16 protein-coding genes and 1 tRNA gene are annotated in these 15,110 nt (G+C 62.3%); 9 read left to right on the top strand and 8 right to left on the bottom strand.

Features of this window, described 5'->3' with window-relative positions:
• The 5 genes from DEHOM01_RS05675 to DEHOM01_RS05655 all read right to left on the bottom strand — a co-directional run bounded on the left by DEHOM01_RS05675 (nt 1) and on the right by DEHOM01_RS05655 (nt 4,753).
• A complete protein-coding gene (locus DEHOM01_RS05675; RefSeq protein WP_061211893.1) occupies nt 1-1,047 on the bottom strand; it encodes a S66 family peptidase in 1,047 nt (348 codons plus the stop codon).
• Complete coding sequence (locus DEHOM01_RS05670; RefSeq protein WP_061211892.1) at nt 1,044-1,871, bottom strand: Nif3-like dinuclear metal center hexameric protein; 828 nt, start codon at nt 1,869-1,871, stop codon at nt 1,044-1,046. The genes DEHOM01_RS05675 and DEHOM01_RS05670 overlap by 4 nt, the downstream gene beginning before the upstream one ends.
• Nucleotides 1,872-1,905: 34 nt before the next feature.
• The gene (sufU, locus tag DEHOM01_RS05665; protein WP_016664504.1) at nt 1,906-2,370 is read right to left on the bottom strand and encodes a Fe-S cluster assembly sulfur transfer protein SufU; all 465 of its coding nucleotides are present in this window, start codon (nt 2,368-2,370) and stop codon (nt 1,906-1,908) included.
• Nucleotides 2,367-3,659, bottom strand: coding sequence for an aminotransferase class V-fold PLP-dependent enzyme (locus DEHOM01_RS05660; RefSeq protein WP_061211891.1), 1,293 nt, complete (start codon nt 3,657-3,659; stop codon nt 2,367-2,369). The genes sufU and DEHOM01_RS05660 overlap by 4 nt, the downstream gene beginning before the upstream one ends.
• A gap of 572 nt (nt 3,660-4,231) precedes the next feature.
• On the bottom strand, nt 4,232-4,753 hold the full coding sequence (locus DEHOM01_RS05655) for a TetR/AcrR family transcriptional regulator (RefSeq protein WP_061211990.1): 522 nt from the start codon (nt 4,751-4,753) through the stop codon (nt 4,232-4,234).
• A 134-nt stretch (nt 4,754-4,887) separates the two neighbouring features.
• On the opposite strand from DEHOM01_RS05655, the gene DEHOM01_RS05650 reads away from it, so the two are divergent.
• The 4 genes from DEHOM01_RS05650 (at nt 4,888) to DEHOM01_RS05635 (ending at nt 7,950) form a co-directional block, all read left to right on the top strand.
• Nucleotides 4,888-5,967 carry a GNAT family N-acetyltransferase gene (locus DEHOM01_RS05650; RefSeq protein ID WP_061211890.1) on the top strand — a complete coding sequence of 360 codons (1,080 nt, stop codon included), beginning with the start codon at nt 4,888-4,890 and terminating at the stop codon, nt 5,965-5,967.
• Between the two features lie 132 nt (nt 5,968-6,099).
• Nucleotides 6,100-6,534, top strand: a complete 435-nt coding sequence (locus DEHOM01_RS05645) for an MFS transporter (protein ID WP_061211889.1) — start codon at nt 6,100-6,102, stop codon at nt 6,532-6,534.
• Nucleotides 6,535-7,030: 496 nt separating this feature from the next.
• Nucleotides 7,031-7,423, top strand: coding sequence for a DUF3224 domain-containing protein (locus DEHOM01_RS05640; RefSeq protein WP_061211888.1), 393 nt, complete (start codon nt 7,031-7,033; stop codon nt 7,421-7,423).
• Nucleotides 7,420-7,950: a DUF1697 domain-containing protein gene (locus tag DEHOM01_RS05635; protein WP_061211887.1), complete on the top strand. Its 531-nt coding sequence runs from the start codon at nt 7,420-7,422 to the stop codon at nt 7,948-7,950. Before DEHOM01_RS05640 ends, DEHOM01_RS05635 begins: the two co-directional genes overlap by 4 nt.
• 155 nt (nt 7,951-8,105) lie before the next feature.
• On the opposite strand, the gene DEHOM01_RS05630 is transcribed toward DEHOM01_RS05635, so the two are convergent.
• From DEHOM01_RS05630 to DEHOM01_RS05620, 3 genes are all read right to left on the bottom strand, one after another.
• Nucleotides 8,106-8,672 (bottom strand): hypothetical protein, encoded by a 567-nt coding sequence (locus DEHOM01_RS05630; protein WP_156468310.1) that lies wholly within the window; start codon nt 8,670-8,672, stop codon nt 8,106-8,108.
• A 22-nt stretch (nt 8,673-8,694) separates the two neighbouring features.
• A tRNA-Val gene (locus DEHOM01_RS05625) sits at nt 8,695-8,768 on the bottom strand.
• 79 nt (nt 8,769-8,847) lie between these two features.
• Nucleotides 8,848-9,258 (bottom strand): DUF3052 domain-containing protein, encoded by a 411-nt coding sequence (locus DEHOM01_RS05620; protein ID WP_016664500.1) that lies wholly within the window; start codon nt 9,256-9,258, stop codon nt 8,848-8,850.
• Nucleotides 9,259-9,487: 229 nt separating this feature from the next.
• Here DEHOM01_RS05620 and aceE point away from each other — a divergent pair, with 229 nt between their 5' ends.
• From aceE to DEHOM01_RS05595, 5 genes are all read left to right on the top strand, one after another.
• Entirely contained in the window at nt 9,488-12,256 is a 2,769-nt protein-coding gene (aceE, locus tag DEHOM01_RS05615) for a pyruvate dehydrogenase (acetyl-transferring), homodimeric type (RefSeq protein WP_245630663.1), read from the top strand.
• Nucleotides 12,257-12,261: 5 nt separating this feature from the next.
• Complete coding sequence (locus DEHOM01_RS05610) at nt 12,262-12,654, top strand: GntR family transcriptional regulator (protein ID WP_061211884.1); 393 nt, start codon at nt 12,262-12,264, stop codon at nt 12,652-12,654.
• Between the two features lie 12 nt (nt 12,655-12,666).
• Entirely contained in the window at nt 12,667-13,608 is a 942-nt protein-coding gene (locus DEHOM01_RS05605) for an ACP S-malonyltransferase (protein ID WP_061211883.1), read from the top strand.
• 5 nt (nt 13,609-13,613) lie between these two features.
• Complete coding sequence (locus DEHOM01_RS05600; protein ID WP_061211882.1) at nt 13,614-14,615, top strand: beta-ketoacyl-ACP synthase III; 1,002 nt, start codon at nt 13,614-13,616, stop codon at nt 14,613-14,615.
• A gap of 188 nt (nt 14,616-14,803) precedes the next feature.
• Entirely contained in the window at nt 14,804-15,052 is a 249-nt protein-coding gene (locus DEHOM01_RS05595) for an acyl carrier protein (protein WP_016664495.1), read from the top strand.
• Nucleotides 15,053-15,110: the final 58 nt, after the last annotated feature.

The raw sequence follows: 15,110 nt of genomic DNA, 5'->3' as shown, positions 1-15,110 counted from the left end.
TCACTGCCCGTAGTGGCCCACGACCTCTTTCCGGCCCGTATCGATGGTGACGTCCCCACCGTAAGGGATGACGTACTGCGGGCGCGTGTGTCCGAAAGGAACACCGAAACACACGGGAAGACCCGGCGCGTATCGCGAAAGTTCGGCGAGCACGTAATCACGCTGCGCCGCACGGCGAGCCGCGCGCACATTCTCGGGAGCGGGTTGGTCCCGGTCGTCGACGACGGGCCGCGCGACGAGCATCCCGGCGGCGACTTCGAGGTAGCCGCGCTCTCCCATTCCACGGATCCAGCGGCCCACGAGGTCGGGGCTCGGGAGCATTTCCGATGTTTCACACACGAGTATTGCGCCCTCGAGTTCGGCCGGGTCGGGCAGACGGTCCGCCCACGCGAGTTGGTCGAGCACCTCGAGGCAGCCTCCCCACGTTCGCCCGCGTACACGTGTTTTCGCGCCGTAGAACTCGTACGGTGCCGAGGCTTCGCGGGGAGAGGCCTCGGTGAGGGCGCGCTCCTCGCTCCAGTCGTATCCGTAGTCTTGGCTATCGGCCGGAAGTGTATAGGCGATATCCCCCGTGCCCGTGAGCGCCGCGCGAAGGGAGGCGACGTGTTCGCTATCAACCGTCGGGCCGCTACCGAGGTGCACCTGGGTCGAGCCGCCGTAGTAGCTCGAAAGGCCCTGTGCATAAAGCCAGTTACTCAGGTTCGTGTTATCGCTGTAGCCGAAGAACGGTTTTGGGTCGGCGAGGGGAAGCGTCGGGTCAAGGTGACGAAGAATCCGTATTTGATCGTCCCCGCCGATGGTTGAGACCACCGCGCGGATCTCGGAATCGGCAAAAGCGGCGTTCACGTCGCGGGCACGCTCCTCGGGGCTCGCGCCAAGTGCACGGGTCGTGGGGTATTCGACGACCTCGAGCCCGAAGATCTCCTCGAGCCGTCTCATCGCCTGCTCGTGGATGGCCGGGAAATACGCCGGTGCGGCCCACGCGGGCGAGAGCACGGCAACCTTGTCACCCTCGCGCACGGACGCCGGCTTGACGAGAGGCTTCATCGCGCTGCTCCCGTGAACGGGTCGCTCGAGATTTCGGATACCTCGACCTCGAGGTCGGGGAACTCTGCCCGGAGAGTTTCCGCGAGATGCGGCAGGTAGAGGTACTCGCTCGCGTAGTGCGGAAGGTCGATGAGCGCGGGCACGCGAGAGTGATCCGCACGCGATTCGAGGTGCTCGAGCGCCGGGTGGTGGCGAAGATCCGACGTGATGTAAAGATCCACCCCCGCGTCCGTTGCAGCCTCAAGAAAAGAGTCCCCGGCGCCCGGGCACACCGCAATACTGCGCACCTCGCGATCCGCTTCGCCGGTATACAGGACCCCTTGAGCAGTGGCGGGCACGCTCTTCGCGATAAGCCGGGCCACGTCACCGACGGTCGACGGCTGCGCACACTCTCCCACGGCACCAAGGCCGAAGAAGGACTCATCGTCCACGGGCCTACCCGGCTCAAGCGCCCTGGCGTCGGAAAGGCCCAGCAGCTCGAGCCATGCCCCGACGGTGCCGTTTCGCGAACGGTCGCTGTTGGTGTGACCGCACCACAGCCCTCCGCGTGAGCGGAGGATCTCGGTCGCCACCGCCCCCTTACCCGTCGTTGCCGGCAGAAAGTTCGCGCCTCGTAGCAGCAACGGGTGGTGCGTGATGAGGAGCGTTCCTTCACGCTTCGCAGCCTCGCGAGCCTCGGCAACCGTCGGATCCACCGCGAGGCGTATCCGCTGAACCTCCCAGGAGGGGTCCCCGAGCACGAGGCCCACGCGGTCCCACTCTTCCGCCCATTGGAGCGGGTAGAGGCTCTCGAGCAGCGCGGTCACGCGGTCGATGGTCGTCATGGGTTGTACCTCAGCGGTTGTCGGTGAACGAGAGTCAGGATTGCGATCCGCGCGCAGCTTGAGCTTCGGCGAGGGCCGCCTGATAGGCCTTCCACGGCATGAGCACGCACTTCACGCGGCCGGGAAACTTTGCTGCGCCCACGAGTGCGATCCCATCACCAATGATGTCTTCGTCGCCTTCGTTTTTGCCGCGAGAGTGCATGACCTCGTCGAAGTGGTCAAACGTCTTCTGTGCATCCTGGAGGCTCTCGCCGATGAGCAGATCGCTCATGATGGAGGCGGAGGCGCGGCTCATGGCGCACCCCGTCGCGTCATAGGACAGATCCGTGATCGTCGGGTTGTCCGCGTCGCCATCAAGCTGGAGGCGCAGCGTGATCTCGTCCCCACACGTCGGGTTGACGTGGTGAACTTCGGATTGGAACGGCTCGCGAAGCCCAAAATTCTGGGGGCGCTTGTCGTGCTCGAAAATGAGCTCGGAGTACATCGCATTGAGGTTCATCGATCAAATCCTTTGAAAAACGAGATGGCTTCCTCGAGTGCAGACGCGAGGCGGTCAACTTCGTCGATTGTGTTGTACACGCTGAAACTTGCGCGCGTCGTTCCGTGAACACCATATCGACGATGAAGCGGCCACGCGCAATGATGCCCCACGCGTACTTCAACCCCAAGGGAGTCGAGAACGTGGCCGATGTCGTGAGGGTGCCGCCCCTCGACGCTAAAAGCAACAGCACCCACGCGTCCGGTACTCGGCCCCTTGCCGATAATCCGTACGCCGTCGATCTGCGAGAGGTTGTCGAGAGCCCGTGCGGTCAGGTCAGCTTCGTGGGCGGCAACGTTCGCCATGCCCAGGCTGCGGAGGTATCCGACGGCCGCCTCAAGCCCAATGGCCTGGGAGATCATCGGGGTTCCCGCCTCAAAACGGGCCGGAGGCTCCGCAAACGTCGTGTGATCCATGTGGACAACTTCGATCATCGACCCTCCGAGCAAGAAGGGTGGGAGCTCGGCGAGCAGTTCGTAGCGCCCCCACAGTGCGCCGATGCCCGTGGGCCCGAGCATCTTGTGCCCCGAAAACGCAAGAAAATCGACGCCGAGCTCCGCGACATCGATCGGCATGTGAGGTGTGGATTGGCATGCGTCGAGCACTGTAAGGGCACCGACATCGCGGGCACGCGCCACGAGAGTGGAAACCGGATTGATCGTGCCGAGCACATTGGATTGATGCGCGAAAGCGAAAACCTTCGTGCGTTCATTCAGCAGCGAATCTATATCGGTGAGGTCGAGCTCGAAATCGTCCGTCAGGGGGATGTAGCGAAGCGTTGCTCCCGTGCGGCGGGCAAGTTCCTGCCACGGCACGAGGTTCGAATGGTGCTCCATCTCGGTGACGAGAATTTCATCGCCTTCGTGCACGCATAGGTGTTCCGGCGTTGACGAGTCTGCATTACCGAGTGCATACGCCACGAGGTTGAGTGCCTCGGTCGCATTCTTGGTAAAGACGAGTTCCCGAGGGTCCGTCGCACCAATAAAACTAGCGATGGATTCGCGCGCCCCCTCGTAACGATCCGTTGCCGCCTCCGCGAGCTGGTGGGCGCCGCGCTTAACCGCCGCGTTGCTCGCCGTGAGAAACGCGACTTCAGCATCGATCACGCTCTGGGGGCGCTGACTTGTCGCCCCCGAGTCCAGATACACCAGCGGTCTCTCATCCGCGAGGTTCTGATGGAGAATCGGGAAGTCGCGGCGGATAGCCTCGACGTCGAGTCCGGGATGCTGCGCGGACACTTCAGGTGTCATGGATGAATGCTCCTTGTCGACCGTTCGAGCGTGCGCAAACCAGTATAGAAATTTTGCAACACGAAAAGCGCAAATCTGTGGGAAATGTGTCAGAGCCTCACACGAGCCGTTCGGGCCACGGGCCCCTTCCTTCGTCCGGAGCGAAGATACAAGCGCTGCGCCCGCATTGGCGACACGCCGTGCGCTCACCGCGACTGAGCAACCAGAACACAACGTCACAACACCCTCACTCTTCGCGAAGAGCAAGGGTTGCGATGGTGGACCTAGCAGAAAGCTTGTAGAAACTCGCCCCACCGGTGGGTTCCATGAGATCACTGCACCGGACGAACCGCAGTCGCGCGGGGCGCCTGCCCAACGTGAGCCAGAACCGGTAAGTCCGTACCGCAGCATCGGTAGCGAGGCAGTCAACTCTCTGGATCGGCGGTATCACGATGGCAAAGCGCTCCGCGCGATCGCGAACGATGTCGGCATCAGCCCGTCCGACTATCGGCGCACTGCGAAGGGGCGCACTCTCACGGAGACCAGTCCGTGGCCATCAGCAATGCACGGCGGCCCCGAATCAAAAGGCCCCCTCACGACAGGAGTGCCGTGAGGCCGTCGGAGAGAATCTCGCGTGGGCTGACGTGGTGCGTCGCGTGGAGCCGCGCATAGGTAGGAGCTTGGTCAGGGTCAATGGCGACGCGCTTCTCGTCAGACGCCATGGGTGCGGTCAGCGAAGCGCCAATCACCAGGTTGGACAATAGGTAGGCAGTTCCCAGCGGATCCGGGGTACCCGCTTGTTCGACCAGGACGCACATCCGCTCGGAAAGGGCCAGGTACGCCGGGCCCCTGGGAGCGCGCATACCGATGACCTGACCGGCCCACCGGTGGGTCGTGAGGTGTGCGAAGAAGGCGTGCATCAGGGCAGACAGGTCGGCGTTGCGGATCGACTCGGACATCACAGGATCGTCTGCAAGCGCTGTGTCGAGGGCGAGGTCGAACAGGTCGTCGACGGATTCGACGCGGGAGTACAAGCTGGCTGGAGCGACACCCACCTGTTGTGCCACAGATCGCAGGGTGAGGGCCCTCAACCCGCCTTCGTCCAGCAGCCTCACCGATGCCCTCGCAACCTCCCCGATGTCCACTGCGCGAAGGCGTCGCACAGGTTTGCGATGTTCCCAGTAGCTCACCCCACCAGCCTAACCAAACACGCTTCCGTTAGCTATCCATTCTATGTTAGGTTTCGAGCATGCTGGATGCCACCACCCTCCCGATCACCTTTGAGAACACTCGCCTACGCCCCCTCTTTGAGCTGGACGCAGGCGCGTATGCAGCCGGCACCAAGGATGAAGCTGTGCGGCGCTTCGGCCACCTGCCCGAGTCCGACTACACCCCCGAGTCCGTGCGACGGATGATCCGTGACGAGGTTGCTGAGGGTCTGTCGTCCGGCACGCTGGCAGTTCTCGCACTTGCCGACGCCGAGACGGACCGGTTTGTGGGCTCCTTGGTGCTCTTCGACGTCAGCTCCGAGGCTGCCGAGGTCGGGTTCTGGATTCATCCGGATGCGCGGGGAGCAGGGCACGCTCGTCGGGGCCTGGAGTTGGCATCGCGCTTCGCACGCAACAGTGGACTGCGAACCTTGACAGCACGCACGCTCCTGGAGAACAGGGCCTCCCAGCGGTGCTTGACGAACGCAGGGTTCCATGAGGTCGAGCGAGCCGTCGGGACCACGCCCGCAGGACAGCGCGAGGAACTTTTCCATTACCGGCGCGATCTCAAGCCCACCGCCCAGTGGCCGTTGGCGACGGAGCGGCTTCGGCTCCGTCCGCATAACGCCGACGATACCGAATGGCTTCACGAGCTGTACTCGCGACCCGACGTTGCCCGCTACCTGCTGGACGAGCCATGGACCGCGGAAGTCACCCACGACAAGCTCACCGAACGTCTAGCGAAGACTGACATCGATGGCGAGAGTGGCGCGCTTGCGCTGGTCATCGAGCATGACGGCGTCCCAATCGGAGACGTCGCGTTGTGGCTCACCGATCACGAGCACCGTCAAGGCGAGATCGGGTGGGTTCTCGACCCAGCGCACGGTGGGCAAGGTTTCGCCAGCGAAGCCGTCCGAGCAGTACTCGCCCTCGGGTTTGACCACTACCGGCTCCACCGCATCACCGCGCAGGTGGATGCCCGCAACAGCGCCTCGGCAGCACTGGCTCGTCGTGTCGGGCTCCGGCTCGAAGCACGTCACGTCCAGGACTGGTTCAGCAAGGGCGAATGGACCGACACCCTCATCTTCGCGCGACTTGCCTCCGAGCACATGCGCCAATGATCAGGAGTCTGACTTTCAGGCTCCCTGTATACGACCCCCAAATCTACCGCGCTCTGACGACGTATCGGAATATTGCAAGGCTGAGATGACTCAAGATCCCCTGCGCCGGCCTCGCAGCGCACACGGCGGTTCGTGCTCACCGCCGTTTCTCTCGGTTTGCTGCTTGCAACGGTCGACACTTCGATTCTCTACGTGGTCGTGCCTCTTCTGACGGACGAGTTGTCGGCGAGCGTAAGTGAGTCACTGTGGATCATCAACATGTACCCCCTCGTCATGACTGGCCTACTGCTGGGCACCGGGACGCTCGGGGATAGGTTCGGACACAAGCTGGTGTTCCAGATTGGCATCAGCGCGTTCGGGATAGCTTCCCTACTCGCAGCCTTTTCTCCAAACGTGTGGGTGCTGATCGTCGCGCGGGCACTACTCGCGGTGGGTGCAGCACTGATGCTGCCCGCGACACTCGCGATCATCCGGTTCACGTTCGAGGACGAGGATGAGCGCAACGTCGCCATCGCTGCTTGGTCGAGTGTCTCGATCGGTGGCATTGCCTTCGTGACCGGACGATGACCCGTCGTTTGTGTTCTCATTCGAGGATGATGAACTCCTCTGAGCTAACCCGTCACTGGAAGCGTTGGTATTTCCCGAGGTGAACTGGGCAACTCCTACCATCGCAAGAAACGCAACGACAGCAACAATTGCGACAACAATGTACGCGGTGCGCCTACGCCCCCCGTTTGGCTGTGCGCGATGAACCGTTGACCATAAGTCACACCTTAACGCTCCAGAACACAAAAATCTCGGGACATCGAGCGAACGTTGACTCGAGGCACTTTGACCGATCATCCAAGAGTCGACTTCACCGCGGTTGAATTGGTTGATGCTGATGGTCCATACCTTCTAGGGGCGGTCGTCGTAGCAGGGCCACGTCAACATGACCGAACCCCAAGAGGTGTGTTACGGTGCCCGGGGAGAGCGCGTCTGAGGAGACCTCGGCCCCCCCGAGACCGCAGGCAGATGCCAACTTATCGCCGGCGATTCGCCGCCTCAATTGAAGAGGGGAAAAATGACCATCCTTCGCGGACCATTCGAGGTCACCACTGACAGTGAGCCCCCTTTCTATGAGCAGGACGGGGTCACAATCAACCGCAATGTGGTGCGTAAGACCTTCACAGGTGCGGTCACCGGCACCTCCGAAGCGCATATGATCGCAGCGCGCACCCCGGATCCCGGTTCGGCTGGTTATGTCGCGATCGAACACTTCACCGGCACCCTTAATGGCAAGGAAGGCACCTTCGTCTTGCAACACCATGGAATCGTCGCTCATGGGGAACCGGAGTTGTCCGTGGTTATCGTTCCTGGGACGGGTACTGGTGAGCTGACCGGGATCAGTGGCACCTTGACCATCGACGACGTTGACGGTGACCACTCCTATACGTTTGACTACAAACTCGCATGACTCGCTGGCTTGTCATGCCGCGTGGCATCAACGTAGGCAACAACAACCGGGTACCAATGTCTGAACTGCGTTCCGCGCTCACTGACGCGGGGTTCGAGGCTGTCGTCACGATTGGTCAAAGTGGGAACATTATTGCCTCTCGGTCAGGGAGTGAGGATCAAGTTATCATTGAGGTGCAGTCGGTAATGGCTGATGCCTTTGGAGTTACGGTCCCCATGGTGGTGCGGCAAGCCGACGAAGTACGCGAGGTCTTGGCGAGCAATCCTTTAGCAGACGTCGCTACCGACTATTCCAAGTACTTGGCTATCTTCCTGTCTGCAACGCCCGCTATGGCGGAAGTTGCGGCCCTAGAGTCAGAAGATGTCAGTCCTGAAGTAGTACGGCTCATCGGGCGCACCGCGTTCGTGTGGACCCCTGGTGGCGTCAAGGCGATGAAGGTCTCACATACTGCCTTGGAGAAGCGCTTCGGGGGGACGGCGACCGCTCGAAATTGGAACACGCTCATGAAGATCGCTACCAAGCTCTAACCGCAACCCAAGGGGAATCAGCGGATTGCCCCGGGCACGATGGCACCGCCGGACAAGTTTCTTGCTTCCCACTGTCTAGCGCGAGACCGACGGGCTTCTCAGGCGAGCGTGTTGTGCATCATCTTCTGCGACTATCTACGACATGCACCGCAGTGTCATGCACCCGCTCCGCGATCCTCGCCGAACGCGCCGAAGCTGAGATCGAAAGCACCTACCAGCGCAACTCCCTGAGCCCAACCCAGGCTGAGCACGTCCGGAAGGTCCTCAACGACGTGTTCGACCAGCTCGAAGGATCCAGCGAGGACGAACGCATGCTCCTGACCGCCCAGCGCGACAAGCTCGAAGCCGAACGCCTCAAGCTCGTCCAGGCCCACTACGCCGACGCGATCCCCCTCGACCTCCTCAAGAGCGAGCAAGACCGCATCCGCGCCAGCCTCGACCAGATCAGCACACGGCTCGACAACCTCACCGACACCTACGCCGAGGCCCGAACAGGCTTGGACCGGCTCACCAAACTCCTCGACAACCTCTACAACAAGTGCGCCCCAGCCGAACGACGCATCCTCAACCGCGCCTTGTTCACCCGCATCACCATCGACGATGAAGAAAACGCCACCTGCACACCCGAGCAGACCACCCCCACCGTCCTTGCCCACACCAGCATCGGCGCCCCGGTGCACGTCACCGCAGAAACAAAACTGCCCCGCCATCAGGCGGGGCAAGTTTCGATTTTCTCATCTTACGTGGGTCTTGAGGGACTCGAACCCCCGACATCCACGGTGTAAACGTGGCGCTCTAACCAACTGAGCTAAAGACCCGCGCGGACTATCGTCGCACGAGCGGCCGGATTCGGCAAAACGGGAAGCGGAAAGGCGTCGGAAAACTCTTCCGCGAAAACTACGACCGCGAGGCCAACCGCGTGCCAGACCAATCCGGCGCAAGCGAAACCGCATTCATTCCGCGCAAGCCGGCGGTGTTCGCCGCTTCCTGGATATCCGCGGGATCCACGTGACCCGGGCGGCCGGGTTTCGGCGTGAGCAGCCATACGGGCCCTCCGGCGACGAGGCTCGACAGGCAATCGACGAGCGCATCGGTGAGATCACCGTCACCATCGCGCCACCACATAATGACACCGTCCACGATCTCGCGGGAGTACTCATCTTCGAGGTCGGCGTCGATAAGGTCCTCGATGGCATCGCGAAGGTCGAGATCTACATCGTCGTCATACCCGAATTCCTGCACGAGCTGGCCTTCGTGGAACTCAAAAACTTCGGCAAGGTTGTCGCTCGAAGCTGCAACCGGTGACAAGGGGCGACTCCTTCGGAGGTCGGAAATGAGATGGAGGATCTCGGGACGCTCCAACTGTACCTAAGGACTCCGGCGGTGTCACTCACAAAAACACGACGTGAAACCACGCCCGAAGTATGAGACCCGCGGCACCTTTAACCGCCCCGCGCTCACCTCTCGTTCGGGCGCACGCTATACGCTAGGACGGCACAATGGCGGGCCTTTAGGCACAGCCCTTTTCACTCACACCATGAGGGAGAACAACAGCGTGAACTCGAACGACATCACCGGGCGTCAAGGGATCGGTCTTCCCAGCCACGCGAACGACGTGGATCCCGAAGAAACGAGGGAGTGGATCGACTCGCTCGACGCGGTCGTAGCGAACAGCGGCGCGGAGCGTGCCTCCCACATCGTCGGCAACCTCCTCACGCGCGCACGCGAAAAGAATGTTGACGTTCCAAGCGTGGAAAACACCGACTACGTCAACACCATCGCCGCGAAGGACGAGCCCGAGTACCCGGGCGATCTCGACATCGAGAAGTCGATCCGACGGGCCGTGCGCTGGAACGCAGCAATGCAGGTTCATCGCGCACAGCGCCCCGAAATCGGCGTCGGTGGCCACCTCTCGAGCTACGCCTCCATTTCCACCGTCTACGAGGTTGGCTTCAACCACTTCTTCCGCGGTCGCGAACACCGCGGCGGTGGCGACCAGGTGTTCTTCCAGGGCCACGCCTCCCCCGGTATCTACTCGCGAGCCTTCCTCATGGGGCGCCTGAGTGAAAAGGATCTCGACGGTTTCCGCCAGGAAAAGTCGAACCCGCACGGAATCCCCAGCTACCCGCACCCGCGCGCGATGCCGGAGTTCTGGCAGTTCCCCACCGTTTCGATGGGCATCGGCCCCGTCAACGCAATTGAGCAAGCATCCATTAACCGCTACCTCCACAACCGTGGCCTGAAGGACACGAGCGAGCAGCACGTGTGGGCGTTCCTGGGCGACGGCGAAATGGACGAGGTCGAATCGCGAGGCGCCCTCCACATCGCCGCTAACGAGCAACTCGACAACCTCACGTTCGTCGTCAACTGCAACCTCCAGCGCCTCGACGGCCCCGTGCGTGGCAACGGCAAGATCATTCAGGAGCTTGAAGCCCAGTTCCGCGGCGCGGGCTGGAATGTCGTGAAGGTCGTGTGGGGCGAGGGCTGGGACAAGCTCTTCGCCGCAGACACCGACGGCGCCCTCGTGGACCTCATGAACACAACCCCCGACGGCGACTTCCAAACGTTCCGCGCCGAATCGGGCGGCTTCATCCGCGATAACTTCTTCGGCCGCGACCCGCGCACGAAGGCCCTCGTCGAAGACATGAGCGATGCCGACATTTGGTGGGGTCTCAAGCGCGGCGGCCACGACCCCAAGAAGATCTATGCGGCGTTCAAGCATGCCACGACAGTCAAGAACGGCAAGCCGACCGTCATCCTCGTGCACACCATTAAGGGGTACGTGCTCGGCAAGAACTTCGCGGGCCGTAACGCGACCCACCAGATGAAGAAGTTCACGATCGATGACCTCAAGCAGCTGCGCGACACGCTGCACATTCCGTTCACTGATCAGCAACTCGAGGCTGATCTTTACAACCAGCCGTATTACATGCCGGCCGAAGACTCGCCCGAAATGCAGTACATGCGCGAGCGCCGCGCAGAACTGGGTGGTGTTGTTCCCGATAACCGCCACAAGAAGGCGACGTTCACGGTTCCCGGCGAGAAGACTTGGGCCGTCGCGAAGCGCGGCTCCGGTAAGCAGGAGGTCGCCACGACGATGGCACTCGTGCGCCTTCTCAAGGACCTCATGCGCGATAAGGAAACCGGCAAATACTGGGTTCCGATCATTCCCGATGAGGCCCGCACGTTCGGCCTCGACGCGATGTTCCCGACCGCGAAGATCTACAACCCGAAGGGCCAGAATTACCTTTCGGTGGACCGCGATCTCCTCCTGGCGTACAAGGAATCCTCGCAGGGTCAGATCAAGCACATGGGCATTAACGAGATCAGCTCGACGAGCGCCTTCACGGCTGCGGGTACGGCCTACTCGACGCACGAAGTACCCCTCGTGCCGTTCTACATCTTCTACTCGATGTTTGGCTTCCAGCGCACCGGCGACTTCTTCTACGCCGCCGGCGACCAGATGGCCAAGGGCTTCGTGATCGGCGCAACGGCCGGCAAGACGACCCTCGCGGGTGAAGGTCTCCAGCACATGGATGGCCACTCCCCGCTGCTCGCGTACACGAACCCCGGTGCGGTTATTTACGACCCCGCCTACGGTTACGAGATCGGGCACATCGTGCGCGATGGCCTGCAACGCATGTACGGGGAAAACGAAGAGCGCCTCCAGGAAGTCTTCTACTACCTGACCGTGTACAACGAGCCGATCCACCAGCCCGTCGAACCCGAGAATGTCGATGTCGAGGGCATCATCAAGGGCATGTACAAGGTCGATGACGTTCAAGAGGGCGACGGCCCCGTTGCCCAGCTCATGGCCTCGGGCGTTGCAGTCCCGTGGACTCGCGAAGCACGCGATCTTCTCTACAGGGACTGGGGCGTTCGCTCGGCTGTATGGTCGGTGACCTCGTGGAGCGAGATGCGCAACGACGCACTCGCCGCGGACAAGCACAACTTCCTCCACCCCGAAGAGGAACCCAGGACGCCGTGGATGGTCGAGAAGCTCAAGGGCGCCGAAGGCCCGTTCGTGGCGACCACGGACTTCGACTACCTCGTTCCCGACATGATCCGCCCCTGGATGCCGAACGACTATGCCGTTCTCGGCGCCGAAGGCTGGGGGTTCTCAGACACGCGTGCTGCGGGCCGCCGCTACCTGCACATTGACCGCGAGTCGCTCGTCGTGCGCGCTCTCAAGTCGCTCGCGGATCAAGGCACGATTGACCGGTCGATCGTCAAGCAGGCCATCGACAAGTACGATCTGCTGAACGTCAACGCCGGTTCGTCCGGTGGCGCAGGCGGGGACGCCTGAGCATCATGGCCGCTGAACTGCCGTGGCTTAGAGTCGACGCGTCCGCGCCGAACGCCGCAGCGCAGCTACATGATTCAATCGCGAATGCCGCGGCGGAGGGCACTCTCGCCCCGGGTGAGAAGTTGCCCTCCGTCCGTGCACTCGCGGAAGCCTGCCACGTCGCACCGAACACTGCGGCGAAGGCCATTAAGTCACTTGCGGCGGCAGGTATTGTGGAAACCGATGGGCGTCGGGGCACGCGCATAAAACCCTGGGGCGAGGTAGAACGCTCGCTTCAAGAGGCTCTTGCGCATGCCGCGCGCCTGGCAGTTTCATCGGGGGTGGGGGCCGACGCCTCCCTCGCGATGTTCGAGGCCGCGCTCCGCACGGAAGCGGCCTCCTCTCGTTCGACAGTGTGAAAGGACAGTGGCGTGCTCGTCATTGCATCGCCCGGGCAGGGCGCTCAGAAACCGGGGTTTCTCGCCCCGTGGCTGGACCTCGATAGCGTCGCGGAATATGCGGGCTCCCTCGGCGAAGCCGCTGGCGTCGACATTGTGAAGCACGGGACCGTGTCGGATGCCGACACGATTCGTGACACGGCGATTGCCCAGCCGCTTCTCGTTGCCTCGAGCCTGATCGTGCACAGCGTACTTTTCGGCGCGCTCGACATGCCGCGCCCCGATTTTTACGCGGGGCACTCGGTCGGTGAGGTTGCCGCGGCTGGTCTGAGCGGGACCCTCACGGAGACGGACGCGATGGAGTTCGTCCGTGATCGCTCTCGGGCCATGGCAGAAGCCGCCGCGGCAGAAGAAACCGGGATGGCGGCAGTCGTGGGCGGTGTGCGCGAGGACGTTCTCGCGAAGATCGAAGCCGCCGGTGCCGTTGCCGCAAACATCAACGGAGCGGCTCAGGTCGTCGCAGCCGGCTCGCTCGCCCAGCTCGAGACCCTCAAGGAAAATCCGCCGGCAAAGGCTCGCGTAATCCCGCTGCAGGTGGCCGGCGCGTTCCACTCCCCGTTCATGGAAAGCGCGCGAGAAGCGCTCGCCGCTCGAGTAAGCGACTACTCGGTGCGCACCCCCCAGATTCCCGTGGTCTCAAACGCCGATGGCGCCGTCGTCCACGACGGCCAGGCGTTCCTTGAGTCGCTCGTCACGCAAGTCGCCCATACCGTCGATTGGCTTGCATGCATGCGCACGTTTGAGGCGGAGGGTGTCACCGGCATCCTCGAACTTGCACCTGCAGGCACCCTCACCGGGCTCGTCAAGCGGGACGCAAAGTCGATCGCTCGGTTCGATCTCAATACTCCCGATCAGCTCGATGCCGCGCGCGATTTCGTGCGCGAGCATGCCGGCCAGACCCCGAAGGAGGCATAGGTTCGGTGGTCACTCTTCGCCCCTCGAAGCCCGTTGCGGGCTCGCAGATTCTCGCCTACGGCGCCGCACGCGGCGACCTCGTTGTCAAGAACGATGACATCGCAGGCCCGATCGACTCGTCCGACGAATGGATCCGCCGCCGCACGGGCATCGTGACCCGCAAGCGTGCGAGCGAAGGCATTCACGTCATCGACCTCGCCGAAGAGGCCTCGCGGGAAGCAATCGAAAAGTCGGGTCTCGACGCTTCGGCCATTGACGCGGTTATCGTCTCGACGATTTCGTTTGAATATCAAACGCCTTCGGCCGCAACCCTCCTCGCGGCCCGACTCGGGATTGAGGATGCAGTCGCCTACGACATTTCGGCGGCGTGTGCAGGCTTCTGCTACGCGGTGGGACAAGCCGACGCTCTCGTGCGCTCGAGCGCCGCAACGAACGTGCTCATCGTGGGTGCAGAGAAGCTCTCAGACCTCATCTCCCCCACCGACCGTTCAATCTCGTTCCTCCTCGGAGATGGGGCGGGCGCCGCGATCGTATCCGCGAGCGACGAACCAAAGATCGGCCCCACCATTTGGGGCAGCGACGGCGAGAACTGGGACACGATCCGCATGACCCACTCGCTGCTCGAGTACCGGGACAACCCCGAACTCGGTTTCCCGACCCTCGAACAAGACGGGCGCACCGTCTTCCGCTGGGCGGTATGGCACACCGCCGAGATCGTTCGCTCAGCGCTCGACGAGGCGGGGCTCACCGTCGACGACATTGACGTGTTCGTTCCCCACCAGGCGAACATGCGCATCATTGACGAGCTCGCAAAGCAGCTGAAGCTTCCGGAAAGCGTAGTGATCGGCCGCGACATTGCCGACACGGGTAATACGTCGGCGGCATCGGTTCCGCTCGCCGTGCACCGGCTCCTCGAAGAAGGCCAAGCGAAATCTGGCGACGTGTGCGTGCAGATCGGTTTCGGTGCCGGCCTCGCCTACGCTTGCCAGATCGTCGTCTTGCCGTAGGTTGTGCCTCGCTTGCCCGGTCCGGACCTAACCCGCGGGACGGTCTCACGCACACGAGCGCAGGACAAGCCGCGATCGAGCAGAGCGAGACACACGTCAAACTTGCAACCGTCGGAACCAGAACCTTCAGGTTTATGCCTGTAGGCTAATGCCGCTGATTTAATTCGTAAAGCACAAAGGAGAGCCTCATGGCACACACCGAAGAAGACATCCTCGCTGGCCTCGCCGAGATCGTGAACGAGGAAACCGGTGTTGAGACCGCTGACGTTCAGCTCGACAAGTCCTTCACCGACGACCTCGACATCGACTCGATCTCGATGATGACCATCGTCGTGAACGCTGAGGAGAAGTTCGACGTGCGCATCCCCGACGAAGAGGTCAAGAACCTCGTGACCGTTGGCGACGCCGTCAAGTTCATCCAGAACGCTCAGGCCTGATTTTTGCCGGTGCGCGCTCGCCCGTTAGCGGCGGGCGCGCACTTTAATCTTTTCGCCC

The sequence above is a fragment of the Dermabacter hominis NBRC 106157 genome (assembly GCF_001570785.1).
Lineage (GTDB): Bacteria > Actinomycetota > Actinomycetes > Actinomycetales > Dermabacteraceae > Dermabacter > Dermabacter hominis.
The sequence above is the reverse complement of the archived record's forward strand: the minus strand, read 5'-3'. Positions and strand labels throughout refer to the sequence as shown.

Coding starts and splice junctions, on each gene's coding strand:
- DEHOM01_RS05670 (WP_061211892.1), bottom strand. CDS start 1,871: ATGACGACCATCGACCGCGTGACCGCGCTGCTCGAGAGCCTCTACCCG.
- DEHOM01_RS05635 (WP_061211887.1), top strand. CDS start 7,420: ATGACTCGCTGGCTTGTCATGCCGCGTGGCATCAACGTAGGCAACAAC.
- DEHOM01_RS05595 (WP_016664495.1), top strand. CDS start 14,804: ATGGCACACACCGAAGAAGACATCCTCGCTGGCCTCGCCGAGATCGTG.
- sufU (WP_016664504.1), bottom strand. CDS start 2,370: ATGAACCTCAATGCGATGTACTCCGAGCTCATTTTCGAGCACGACAAG.
- DEHOM01_RS05675 (WP_061211893.1), bottom strand. CDS start 1,047: ATGAAGCCTCTCGTCAAGCCGGCGTCCGTGCGCGAGGGTGACAAGGTT.
- DEHOM01_RS05660 (WP_061211891.1), bottom strand. CDS start 3,659: ATGACACCTGAAGTGTCCGCGCAGCATCCCGGACTCGACGTCGAGGCT.
- DEHOM01_RS05650 (WP_061211890.1), top strand. CDS start 4,888: ATGCTGGATGCCACCACCCTCCCGATCACCTTTGAGAACACTCGCCTA.
- DEHOM01_RS05610 (WP_061211884.1), top strand. CDS start 12,262: ATGGCCGCTGAACTGCCGTGGCTTAGAGTCGACGCGTCCGCGCCGAAC.
- DEHOM01_RS05640 (WP_061211888.1), top strand. CDS start 7,031: ATGACCATCCTTCGCGGACCATTCGAGGTCACCACTGACAGTGAGCCC.
- aceE (WP_245630663.1), top strand. CDS start 9,488: ATGAGGGAGAACAACAGCGTGAACTCGAACGACATCACCGGGCGTCAA.